Origin of the sequence: Pseudomonas sp. NPDC087346, from assembly GCF_044744235.1 — a bacterium.
Classification (GTDB): Bacteria; Pseudomonadota; Gammaproteobacteria; order Pseudomonadales; family Pseudomonadaceae; genus Aquipseudomonas.
Genome location: NZ_JBIUXX010000007.1, coordinates 1 through 11,957, shown reverse-complemented (window position 1 = coordinate 11,957; position 11,957 = coordinate 1). Strand labels below are relative to the sequence as shown.

General features: G+C 58.6%; 9 protein-coding genes, 1 rRNA gene and 1 pseudogene. 6 read left to right on the top strand and 5 right to left on the bottom strand.

Annotated features, from left to right (window positions below):
• Positions 1-78: 78 nt before the first annotated feature.
• Positions 79-417, top strand: coding sequence for a tryptophan synthase subunit beta (locus tag ACIOZM_RS06145; protein ID WP_401210733.1), 339 nt, complete (start codon positions 79-81; stop codon positions 415-417).
• A gap of 135 nt (positions 418-552) precedes the next feature.
• Here the strand turns inward: ACIOZM_RS06145 and lapD are convergent, their stop codons facing one another.
• Together lapD and lapG are read right to left on the bottom strand one after the other, a co-directional pair.
• Positions 553-2,499 (bottom strand): cyclic di-GMP receptor LapD, encoded by a 1,947-nt coding sequence (gene lapD / locus ACIOZM_RS06140; RefSeq protein ID WP_401210730.1) that lies wholly within the window; start codon positions 2,497-2,499, stop codon positions 553-555.
• Positions 2,500-2,513: 14 nt separating this feature from the next.
• On the bottom strand, positions 2,514-3,206 hold the full coding sequence (lapG, locus tag ACIOZM_RS06135) for a cysteine protease LapG (protein WP_401211040.1): 693 nt from the start codon (positions 3,204-3,206) through the stop codon (positions 2,514-2,516).
• A 196-nt stretch (positions 3,207-3,402) separates the two neighbouring features.
• Here lapG and ACIOZM_RS06130 point away from each other — a divergent pair, with 196 nt between their 5' ends.
• A complete protein-coding gene (locus ACIOZM_RS06130) occupies positions 3,403-4,116 on the top strand; it encodes a GntR family transcriptional regulator (RefSeq protein ID WP_401210728.1) in 714 nt (237 codons plus the stop codon).
• A 123-nt stretch (positions 4,117-4,239) separates the two neighbouring features.
• On the opposite strand, the gene ACIOZM_RS06125 is transcribed toward ACIOZM_RS06130, so the two are convergent.
• Both ACIOZM_RS06125 and ACIOZM_RS06120 read right to left on the bottom strand, forming a co-directional pair.
• Positions 4,240-5,025, bottom strand: a complete 786-nt coding sequence (locus tag ACIOZM_RS06125; protein ID WP_371924622.1) for a methyl-accepting chemotaxis protein — start codon at positions 5,023-5,025, stop codon at positions 4,240-4,242.
• A gap of 69 nt (positions 5,026-5,094) precedes the next feature.
• Positions 5,095-6,120, bottom strand: a pseudogene (locus tag ACIOZM_RS06120) (cache domain-containing protein); the annotation flags it as partial.
• Positions 6,121-6,434: 314 nt separating this feature from the next.
• Here ACIOZM_RS06120 and ACIOZM_RS06115 point away from each other — a divergent pair.
• The 4 genes from ACIOZM_RS06115 (at position 6,435) to ACIOZM_RS06100 (ending at position 11,791) form a co-directional block, all read left to right on the top strand.
• A complete protein-coding gene (locus tag ACIOZM_RS06115) occupies positions 6,435-6,935 on the top strand; it encodes a sigma-70 family RNA polymerase sigma factor (protein ID WP_401210725.1) in 501 nt (166 codons plus the stop codon).
• Positions 6,935-7,948 (top strand): FecR domain-containing protein, encoded by a 1,014-nt coding sequence (locus ACIOZM_RS06110; RefSeq protein WP_401210722.1) that lies wholly within the window; start codon positions 6,935-6,937, stop codon positions 7,946-7,948. The genes ACIOZM_RS06115 and ACIOZM_RS06110 overlap by 1 nt, the downstream gene beginning before the upstream one ends.
• A gap of 87 nt (positions 7,949-8,035) precedes the next feature.
• Positions 8,036-10,537 (top strand): TonB-dependent siderophore receptor, encoded by a 2,502-nt coding sequence (locus tag ACIOZM_RS06105; protein WP_401210720.1) that lies wholly within the window; start codon positions 8,036-8,038, stop codon positions 10,535-10,537.
• A gap of 75 nt (positions 10,538-10,612) precedes the next feature.
• Complete coding sequence (locus tag ACIOZM_RS06100; protein WP_401210718.1) at positions 10,613-11,791, top strand: PepSY-associated TM helix domain-containing protein; 1,179 nt, start codon at positions 10,613-10,615, stop codon at positions 11,789-11,791.
• A gap of 73 nt (positions 11,792-11,864) precedes the next feature.
• On the opposite strand, the gene rrf is transcribed toward ACIOZM_RS06100, so the two are convergent.
• A 5S ribosomal RNA gene (gene rrf, locus ACIOZM_RS06095) occupies positions 11,865-11,957 on the bottom strand; the annotation flags it as partial.

Genomic DNA, 11,957 nt, shown 5'->3' with positions numbered 1-11,957 from the left:
GTCGCCGCACCGCATACTCGCGTGCAGTTGGCTATGCTGCTGACAGCATGACGCTGGTTCATTTCCGAGGGACGCTCAATGTTTTACGTGCAACGCGATGCGCAGGGCCAGTTGGTTCGCGTGGAAGCTGCGGCCTATGCCGAGGCCTCGGAAACGCTGCCGGCCGACCATCATGAAATCCAGGCATGGTTTGCCAACGCCGCCGTGGAAAACAGCCTCAAACAGCTCAAGCAGAGCGACTTTGAAATGATTCGGGTACTCGACGACCTGATTCAGGTGCTGACCAGCAAAGGGGTGATCCGCGTCACCGACCTGCCGCCGGCGGCACAGGCCAAACTGATGGATCGTACCCAGGCGCGTGAGGCGTTGGGCGGCTTGAGTCATTTGATCGATGAGGATGAGAGCGGGTTGATCTGATTCAGGATCTTCGGCGACTGAGCTGGCCTCTTCGCGAGCAAGCTCGCTCCCACACTGGATTGTGTCGTTTCACAAATCCCTGTGGGAGCGGGCTTGCCCGCGAAGAAGCATCACTGACACCGCACCTGCAAAGGCTTACTTCCAGGGCTTGGGCTCACCAAACAGCTGCCCCTGAACCCCATACAAACCCATCTCGCGAATCACCGACATTTCCCCCTCGGTCTCGACCCGCTCGGCAATCAGCGGCAGATCAATGCTGTGCGCCGCCCGCTGGATCGCCTCAATGAACAGGCGCTTGTCACTCTCCTGATCAATCGCGCGAATGTAGCTGCCGTCGATTTTCAAGTAAGCCAGCCCCAGCCGCGCCAGGTTACCGATCATGCTGAAGCGCCCACCGAAGCGTTGCAGGCTCAGCGAGAAACCGAGTTCGCGCAGTCGCCGGGTCAGTTGCTCGAGCACCGCTTGCTCAGGCAATTGCTCCTCGCCGATTTCCAGCGTCAGGCGTGAGCCGAGGTTGGAATGCGCTCGCAGAATTTCGAAGACTTTGTTCAGCGCCTGCGGGTCGGCCAATGTCGCCGAGGACAGGTTCAATGCCAGCGATTGCTCATGTTCTTTCATCTGCTCCAGCACGCGCTCGAGCATCAGCCGATCCAGCCGCGCGGTCCAGCCGAAGCGCTCCAGCCATGGCAGGAAGCGTCCGGCCGGAATGGTCTGGCCCTGCTCGTCAAGCAGTCGCGACAGCACTTTGTAATGCAGCACCAGTCGCGTGTCCTGTGCGGCCACCACCGGTTGGAAATACAACTTGAAACGCTGCTGACTCAACGCTTGATCGAGCAGGCGATGCCAGGCGTGGTGATCGTCACCAACGCTCGCCGACAGACCGTGCTCAAGACACGCCCAGTTCTGCTCGCCCTGCCCTTCGGCCTGCGCCAGCGCCTGATCGCCGAGGCTGAGCACCGCTTGCGGCGAGTCGCCATGAACGAACGGCGCCAGACCGATGGAGGCCACCGCCGCCACATCGGTAGCACCCGTGGCGTGCAGACTGCTCAACGCATTGTCGAGGTTCTGCGCCAGTTGCAGCGCTTCTTCACGCACCAGTCCGGGCGCCAGTACAGCGAATTCACCGCCGCGAATACGCGTGACAAGGTTCTGGGTTTCCGGGTACTTGGCGCACTCGCGGGACAATTGCTCGCCGACTGCTTTCAACAATTCATCGGTGCGCTGACCGCCAAGACGCTGGTTGAGACCGGCCAGATCCTTGACCCGCAACAGCAGCAGATAACCCGAGCTGGCCTGCTCCGGGTTGCTCACCCGGGCGTTCAACTGCATCTCGAAATAACGTCGGTTGGCCAACCCTGTGAGGTTGTCCTGATAGGACTCGGCGCGCAGTTTTTCACTGCGCTCGGCCTGTTCCTGAAACAGTGCCTTGAGCTTCTCGACCATCTGATTCATCGCTTGCACCACACGGCGCAGTTCCGGGGTGCGCGGCAGTTCCGGCAGACTGAGGAACTCGCGACGGGCGATGGCGTGGGATTGTTTGACCATGTAATCCAGCGGGCGCAATTGCCGACGCAGCAGCAACGCCCCGAGCACCGCACTCACCGCGCCGCAGATCAGCAGCCAGCCAAGGCTGCCCAACGCGCTCTGCCAGAGTTTTGCCAAGGCGAACATCGGATGGCTCACCACCTCGACCCGCGCCGCCTGTTCCCAGCCACGGCTGACCAGAGCGTCGCCACCGGCCGGTTCGAGTCCGATCATTTTGACGAACCAGTCCGGCACGTTGGTGACTGCCGGGATACCACTGCGCTCGACGATGGTCTTGTCGGTTTTCAGATCGACCACGCGGATGCTCGCGTAATAACCGCTGTCGAAAATCGAACTGACCAGCAACTCGACCATCGCCGGGTCGTCGATATTCGGCGTCAGCGACAGCGCCAGCGCCGTGGCCGCGTCCTGGGCGTGGGAACGCAACTGGTTGACGTACTGAGTACGCGAGCTTTCCAGACTGACCATGAAGCTGCCAGTGAAGGCGACCACCAGGAACAGACAGATAGCGATCAACAGCTGTTTGAACAAAGACATCTGAGCGCGTGCTCCTAGTTAGTCGTTTGGAACCGGAAAACATCGGCCATCATTTTATTAAACACCTCCTTCCAGCCGTACAGGGGTTTTGTGTCAACCTCCTTTTTGTTGCCCTTCGCGCCGGGCAGGTACAGACCTTCGGCATTGAAAGAATAGACCGGCAGCAAATCGGTCCGCTGCGAGGCCGGCTGGATCTGATCGATCAGGCTGTCGAGCACCAGCGGCATCGCCTCGGGGCTGGAATAGTAAGTCAGCACCATGTGCGCACGATTCTGGCGCAGTGCCTTGACGTAGGTGATGCGCAGCTTGTCACTGGAAACCCCCAGATGGCGCAGGCTGAAATACTTGGCGATCGCATAGTCTTCGCAGTCGCCTGCACCCTTCCACAGCGCTTCGATGGGCGTTTCCCAATAATCGACCTGGCCCCAGAGATCGATGTCTTCGACGTAGCGCATCTGTTTGTTGAAAAACAGGTTCACCACTTTGAGCTTTTCCACCTCGCTGACTTGTTTTTGCGTCGCCAGCAGATTTTGCCAGGCATCGATTCGCTGTTGCCCGGCGCCCAGTGGTCCGTAGAGTGCCGTGGCCTTGCGGCTGATCGCGGAAAAATCCCAATCGGCATGCAGACCGCCCAGCATGAGGCCGGCCAGCAGCAGTGCGCAGCCAAACCAGCGCACAATCCGAGGGATCGCGAAACGTACCGCCACAGCAGGCATCCGAGGAGGGCAGAAAGGAAAGCGTTTGATGGTGAAGGTTAGCCCGTTAAAAAACAATGGCACCCTGAGATCATCACTCACGCACTAAGCTGAATAGATGAGCAATCCTCTACACGGTTTGACATCTTGTAGAGCAATCTCTAGTGTCCATTGGATCCAAATCAGATTGTAGCGAGGGTGTGTAGTCGTGACACAGAAGCCCAAACCGCTGCACAGCATCAAGGTCGATGGGCCGATTCCCGCGCATCTCGCACGCTCGATCATCGAAGAAACCCTGCGCTCGGCCATCCTCGATGGACGTCTGCCCTGCGGCACCGCGCTGCGTCAGCAAGATCTGGCGGACCTGTTCGGAGTCAGCCGCATGCCGGTGCGCGAAGCTCTGCGCCAACTGGAAGCCCAGGATCTGGTGACAGTCACCGCCCATAAAGGCGCGGTGGTTGCGCCGTTGATTCAGGGCGATGCCACCCAGACTTACGAGCTACGAATCCTCCTCGAATCGGAAGCGCTGCGGCAATCGGTTCCGCTGCTGACGAGTGCCCACCATGCACGCGCGGCCAGCTATATCGAGGAACTCGAAAGCCAGCACGATTACGGCGAAATCGGTCGGCTCAATCGCCTGTTCCACATGGAGTTGTACAGCGAGGCGCCCAACAAGCGGCTACTGCGACTGGTCGAAGACGGGCTCAACGAGGAAGAACGCTTCCTGCGCTTCAATCTCGAGGCGATGGGCCTGGGCAAACTGTCTCAGGAAGATCACAGGGGTATTCTGCGAGCGGTGCAGGCGGGTGATGTCGAAGGGGCTGTGAAAGCGCTGGAACAGCATCTCAACCGTGGCGTCGAGGCGATCAATCGCTATCTCGCCAGCGCTGCGGCGGCGGGGCGAAACGTTTCGTTGACTTGAAAGCATCGCGAGCAAGCTCGCTCCCACAGGTTTTTGGGTGAACACAGTATTTGTGTTTAACCGGGACCTTGTGGGAGCGAGCCTGCTCGCGAAGAACGATCACGCGGTGTTACCCAGTGCAAATCAGATCTTGAAGCTGTCCACCAACTGCTTCAACCGGTTGGCCTGCTGCGACAACGCATCACAATCCTTCAACGTCTCGTTGAGGTTGGCCACGCTCTGCTGGTTCAACAGGTTGATCTGGTTGACGTCGACGTTGAGGGTTTCCACCACCGCTGTCTGTTCCTCGGTCGCCGCAGCCACCGACTGGTTCATGCCGTCGATCTCGCCGATGCGCTGGGTCACGCTGACCAGTCGCAGACCGGCCTGGTTCGCCACTTCAACGCTCTGCTCGCTGGACGCCTGACTGGCGTTCATGGTGCTGACCGCCTCACGCGAGCCGACCTGCAACGAAGTGATCATCTTGTGGATCTCTTCCGCCGACTCTTGCGTACGGTGGGCAAGGTTACGCACCTCGTCCGCCACCACCGCAAAACCACGACCGGCTTCACCGGCACGGGCCGCTTCGATGGCCGCGTTGAGCGCCAGCAGGTTGGTCTGTTGCGAGATGCCTTTGATCACATCGAGAATGTGACCGATGTTATCGGTGCTGGCGTTGAGTGTTTCGATCTGCGTGCACGACAGGCTGATCTTCTGCGACAGCTCGGTCATCGCCTGAATGGTTTGTTCCACCACCTGACGGCCATCATCGGCCTGCTCGCTGGCGCCGCTGGCGTGCTGCGAAGCATCGGCAGCGTTGCGGGCGATTTCCTGAGTGGCGGCACCCAGCTCGTTGATCGCGGCGGCTACGCTGTTGGTGCGGGCGCTCTGCTCATCCGAGCCGACAATCGAGGCGTTGGACGAGGCCATGACCCGTTGCGACAAATCGTGTACGTGGCGAGTGGCCGAAGACACTTCGGAAATCGACGCGTGAATCCGCTCGACGAACTGGTTGAAGGCACTGCCCAGCTCACCGAACTCATCTTTGCTTTCCACCACCAGACGACGAGTCAGGTCGCCTTCACCCTGGGCGATGTCTTGCATCGCACGGCCCATGGTGGTCAACGGACGCATCAACACGTTGATCAACAGGCTCAACAACAGCGCAATCGCGCTCACGGCGACAAACATCGCAATCAGCGCCGAGGTACGGAATTGGCTGAGCGCGGCGTAGGCCTTGTCGCGGTCGATCGACAGACCGATGTACCACTCGGCATTCGGCAGATCGCTGACCGGGGTGAACGACAGAATCCGTTCGTGGCCATTGAGGACCACGTTCTGGTTACCCTTCTGGATGCGTACGGTGGTGTCCGGGTAAATGTCTTTGAGGTTCTTCATCACCTGATCTTTGTCCGGGCTGACGATCACCTGACCGTCGCCGCTGACCAGGAACGCATGGCCGAGACCACCGAAGTCCACCGAGTTGATGATCTTCACCAAGGTTTCCAGACTCAGGTCACCGCCGACAACGCCGAGCAGTTCACCGTTCTTCTTCACCGGCATGGCGATGGTCACCACCAGCCCACCGACCGCGGCCATGTAAGGCGGGGTCAGCATGGTTTTGTCGGCGGCTACCGCTTGCTTGTACCACGGGCGCTGACGCGGGTCGTAACCGTCCGGCATCTTCGCGTCAGGGCGCTGGGTGAAGACACCGTTGGCCTGACCGACGTAGGTGAACTGGAAGTTCGAGGTGAAGGCTGGTTGATCGACCAGGCCCGGGAAATCGGCGTCTTTACCTTGATGGGCAACGTTCTGCGCAAGGTTTTCCAGTACCAGAATCCGCCCGCTCATCCAGTTCTGCACGCTGCTGGCGGTCAGATCGCCGGCCTGCTGCACGGAGGACTGGAGGTTCTGGCGAATGGTATTTCGCTGCAGATAGTCGTTGTACAAAGTGAACAGCGCGAACGCCAGGACCACGACGCCCGAGGCGGCCAACAGAATTTTATGGCTGAACTTGAGATTCATTTCATGGGACTTCTTATGCCAAAAGTGGGGATGCGTTCCGGATGCAACATTCCATGTACAGCGCAGGCAGCGTTCTTGTGGCCGCTCTACTTTGGTGCACGCATGTCTCACTAGTCTGTCGGCACGTGTCGGGGAAATCTTAGGGTTATGTGGGAAATGGGCGGCATTTCTGCCAGATTCCCGCCGAACGGCGTGCCAGAGCGTTCGCCGTAAGATTTTTTACCCACGTTGATCGAGTGAAGGTTGCAAAATTTTCGTCGCTTGATAAAAATGCGACTAATTATCATTTGTGACGTTTTCGGGCTACCGCGTTCATGTCCTCACCTGAGTTTGCAGTCCAGGCGCTATACAGCAGTCATCACGGCTGGCTGAACACTTGGCTGCGCGTACGGCTGGGCAACGCCGCCGATGCAGCGGATCTGGCTCAGGACACCTTCGTGCGCCTGCTGCAACGTACCGAACGGCTCGAACTCAAGGCGCCGCGTGCATTCCTGCGCACCATCGCCCGAGGTCTGGTGATCGACCACTGGCGTCGCGAAGAAATCGAACGTGCCTACCTCGAAACCATCGCTCACTTGCCCGAAGCCGAAACCCCGAGTGCCGAAGCCCGTGCGCTGGTGATCGAATTGCTCGAAAGCATCGCGCGCATGCTCGAAGGACTGAAGCCAAAAGTGCGTCAGGCATTTCTGCTCGCGCAGTGCGAAGGCTTGACCCACAAACAGATTGCCGCGCAGATGGGCCTGTCTCTGCGCTCGGTTGAACGTTACGTCGCCGAGGCGCTGTTTCACTGCTATGTCTTGCGGTACGAAAGCTGATGCCGACGGATAACCTCTCGCTCGGCCGTCGTGCCGAACCACAGCAGCAGGTGGTCAAACAAGCCATCCACTGGCTGCTGCGCCTGCGCAACAATCATGGTAACTCGCGCCTGAACCGTCAGTGCGAAGCGTGGCGCGCCGAGCACCATGATCACGAACTGGCGTGGCAACGGGTGCAGTCGCTACAGGCTGAGTTGAGCAACAATCTGCGCACGGTGCCCGGCGCACAAGTGGCGTTCAATACTCTGGAAAACAGTGCGCAGGGCCTGGGTCGGCGTCAGGCCTTGAAGTTGTTGTCCGGCGCGTTGCTGATGGGCTCTGCGGCCTGGTTGGCCAAGGACACCTCTGCCTGGCAACAGTGGAGCGCCGACTATGCCACCGCCACTGGCGAACGCCGTGGATTCCAGTTGCCGGACGGCACGCGGATCGAGCTCAACACCGCCAGTGCGGTGGATCTGGATTACACGAAGCAGCAGCGACTGATCAAACTGACTCGTGGCGAAATCATCGTCACCTGTGGCGGTGCCGACGAAGGTGCCTCAATCAATCGACCGCTACGGGTGCAAAGTCGGCATGGCAGCTATGAGCCATTTGATGCGCGATTCATCGTGCGTGAAGAAGCCAATTGCACACGGTTGAGCGTCACCAAGGGCCGCGTCGCGATTGTTTCTCCGCGCGCAGTCGATGGCGATTCCATCGAAGTGCTCGCTGGACAGAGTTATCTGATCGATCACCATCAGGCTCGTCTCGCGCCGCCACTGGATATGGATGTCGGGGCATGGGTCGACGGCATGATCGTGACGCGCAATATGCGTCTGGCAGACTTCCTCAGTGAAGTCGGTCGCTATCGCCAAGGCTTCCTCACCTGTGCATCTGACCTTGCGGATCTGCGCTTGTCCGGAGTCTTCCGCCTGGAGGACACCGACAAGCTGTTGGCGGTCCTGCCGCAGACACTGCCGGTGCAATTGCGCTATCGCACTCGCTGGTGGGTAACGCTGGAACGGGCGGTCTGAAATTATTTTGGCGGGTTTTCGCAGCAAGTCCGGCTTAGTCAGTAAGCACTTCAACTCTGCCTCCGCGACTTCCTACGGAAACCTACAATGACCGTCCGCGCCACCTGTAAGAACCCTCTGAATTTCACTGCCGAATCCGGCCTGCTGCGCCAAGCCGTTCGCGCCGCACTGTTTTCCACCGCACTGAGTGTGGGTGTGTTGCCTGGCCTGAGCATCGCGGCAAGCAGCAGTGAAGTGAGCAGCCATCGCTATAACATCGCCACAGGCCCGTTGGGCGATGCGCTCAACCAGTTTGCGCGTCAGGCCGGCATCACCTTGTCGATGACTCCTCAACAGACTCAGGGCCGGCAATCGCCGGGAGTGCAGGGTGAGTATTCAACCGATCAGGCCTTGAGCCATTTGCTCGGCGGCTCAGGTCTGGAAGCGGTCAGTCAGGATGGCAGCAGTTACGTTTTGCGCCCGATTGCCGAATCAACGGCCCTGGCCTTGCCAACCACAGACATCAAGGGCTTCGCGCTGGGCAACGCACTCGGCAGCATGGACGGCTACAACGCGACGCACAGCCAGATCGCCACCAAGACCAGTACCGCGCTGCTGGAAACCTCGCAAAGTGTTTCCGTGGTCACCCGCGAGCAGATGGACGATCAAGGCTCGCAAACCGTATCGCAGACCATGCGTTATACCCCCGGTGTGCTGACCAATCCGTACGGCGCAACCCATCGCTATGACTATGTGGCGATGCGCGGTTTCAACGACGGTTCGGTGGACAACATCTACCTCGACGGCCTCAAGTCGATGGGCGACAGCGGCACCTACAGCACCATGCAGGTCGATCCGTATTTCCTTGAGCGCGTGGATATTCTCAAAGGGCCGTCGTCGGTTCTGTATGGCCGCAGCTCGCCGGGCGGTCTGGTGGCACTGACCAGCAAGAAACCCTTGTACGAGGCTTACCACCAGGTGCAGGCCACCGTCGGCACCCAAGGCCAGCGCGGTGTGGGTTTTGACTTCAGCGGCCCGGTCGATGACGACAAGCGCATCGCCTATCGTCTGATCGGTTTGACGGATCAGTCCGACACGCAGTTTGACCACAACAAGGAAAAGCGCTTCGCTCTGGCACCGACGGTCAGCATCGATTTCAACGAAGACACATCGCTGACCCTGCAAGCCTATCTGCAACACGATCCAGACGGCGGCTACCACGGTGGTGTACCCGCCGACGGCACGATTCATCAGCGCAACGGCAACCGTATCTCGCCACATTTCTTTGAAGGCGAGCCGGGTGTCGACGGTTACTCGCGTGATCAACAATCGTTCGGCTATCAGTTCGAACATCGCTTCAACGACGTCTTCACCGCACGGCAGAACTTCCGCTACCTCGATTCCAAAGTGAACATGGATCAGGTCTATGCCTATGGCTGGACTTCGCCGACGAGCAACGAACTGAACCGTTATTACACCGGCGGTGATGAGCGCCTTCACGCGTTCATCCTCGACAACATGCTGCAGGCCGAATTCTTCACCGGTGCCACCAAACACACCGTGTTGATGGGTGCGGACTATCAGCGCCGCAAAACCGTGGTCGACTGGACCAGCGGTGGCCTGGCGCCGATCAATGCTTTCAATCCGGTGTACGGCAATTCGGCGGTCGATATGTATGGCGAGACCAGCTATCTGCGTCGTCTGGAGCAGACCGGCGTCTACCTGCAAGACCTGATCGAGATGGACAAATGGCGCTTCTCGCTGGGCTTGCGTCAGGACTGGGTCGAGACCTCCGACGAGAACCGCATCGCTGAAGCCGAGCGCCCGCTGGGCACCGAAATCAACGATAAACGCACCAAGCTGACTGGCCGAGCGGGCGCGCTGTATCTGTTCGATAACGGCTTGGCGCCGTACATCAGCTACTCCGAGTCGTTCAACCCGAACTCCTATGCTGACAGCGCCGGCAACCCGCTGGCACCGACTGATGGTACGCAATGGGAAGTGGGCCTGAAGTATCAACCGCCGGGCACTGACAACCTGTTCACCGCCTCGCTGTTCCGCATCGATCAGGAAAACCTCGCGACCAAACTACCGCAGGAAAACTTCTATCGCGCTGTAGGTGCCGTGCGTTCTCAGGGTCTGGAACTGGAAGCGCACATGCAGCTCACCGACAATCTGAAAGTTCTCGGCAGCTACACCTTCACCGATATCGAGTACTCGAAGTCGATGGTCAGCACGCTGAGCACAGCGACCGATGTGATCGAGAACAAGGGCAACTCACCGACTCAGGCGCCCCGGCACATGGCGTCGTTGTGGGCTGACTACAAGTTCGACAGCGCGGCACTTGACGGTCTGCGTCTGGGTGGAGGCGTACGTTATGTCGGCTACAGCTGGGCGGATACCGAGAACACCATGAAGGTGCCGTCCTACACGCTGTTCGACGCCTCGATCGGTTATGACCTGGGCAAGGTCGGCTTGAAGGGCGTCGACGTACGCCTGAATGCGAACAATCTGACCAACGAATCCTACGTGGCTTCCTGCGCCAGTCTGAACTTCTGCTACATGGGCGAAGAGCGCAACGTCGCGGCCACGGTCAGCTATCAGTTCTAAACCTTTGTCTTGCGCATAAAAAAGCCAGCCCCTGATTTCAGGGGCTGGCTTTGTCGTATCTGTGGGGAATTTTTCATGCGTGCTTATATGGTTTTATTGCATCGCTACATTGGGCTGGTCACAGCTGTGTTTCTGCTGCTGGCCGGGATTACCGGGAGCATTCTGGCGTTCAATCATGAGCTAGATGAATGGTTGAATCCCGAGTTCTACGCGGCATCGGCCGGAGGGCAACGCTTGCCTCCGGGGACTCTTGTTGATGCTGTGCAAACGGCGCATCCCAAGCTGCAAGTCTGGTACATGGAGTATCCGAACGAGGCGGGACACACGGCTTTACTGGCAGCGGTTGCGCGTAACGATCCGGCAACCGGGAAGCCGTTCGAAGAGCGCAATCAGGTGTTCTATCTCGACCCGGTGAGTGCTGAGCAGAAGGGTAGTCGTTATTGGGGCGAGTGCTGTTTTCAACGGGAGAACTTCGTCCCGTTCATTCTCGAGTTCCACTACAACCTTACATTGCCGGGGAACTGGGGATTGTTGTTGATGGGACTGGTCGCCATCGCTTGGGTGATCGACTGTTTTGTCGCGCTGTGGCTGACGTTGCCACGAGGTAAGCCCTTCTGGAAGAAGTGGTCGACTGCCTGGAAGATCAAGGGCGGGCATGCTTATCGGCTCAACTTCGATCTGCATCGTGCGGGGGGATTGTGGCTGTGGTTGTTGTTGCTGCCTATTGCTGTCAGCAGCGTCGCCATGAACCTGCCGAGCCAGGTGTTTAAACCTGCCGTGTCGCTGTTTTCGCCGATTGAACCTAGCGTCTATGAGGCCCGAGGGCGAATGCCTCCGGCAGACTTGGGCGTGACGCAGTTAAGTTATCAACAGGCGTACGAAAGGGCATTAGAGGAGGGCAAAAGGTTAGGGCTGACGGCAGCAATCGGTGAGTTGTATTACAGCTTTGAATACAACTTCTACGGGGCTGGATTTGGACAGCATGACACTGAAGCTCACGGTAAATCCTGGCTGTTCTTTCACGGTACCGATGGGCGATTGTTGGGGCAGGAGATAGCAGGACAGGGAACGTTGGGAGAGCGGTTTTATCGGTTGCAGTTGCCGATACATGGTGGACGGATCATTGGACTCACCGGGCAAGTGATGATCGCGGTGTTAGGTGTTTTGATCGCAGGATTGTCAGGGACAGGGGTCTACATCTGGTGGCGTAAATGGCAGGCCCGTCGAAGCAGCAGCAGACGTAAAGCGGTTTGAAGGTCCGAATTTTGTAAACCCTGAAACGACAAAACCCCTGTCTGCGTTAGCAGACAGGGGTTTCGGAATTCAATCTTGACGATGACCTACTCTCACATGGGGAAACCCCACACTACCATCGGCGATGCATCGTTTCACTACTGAGTTCGGGATGGGATCAGGTGGT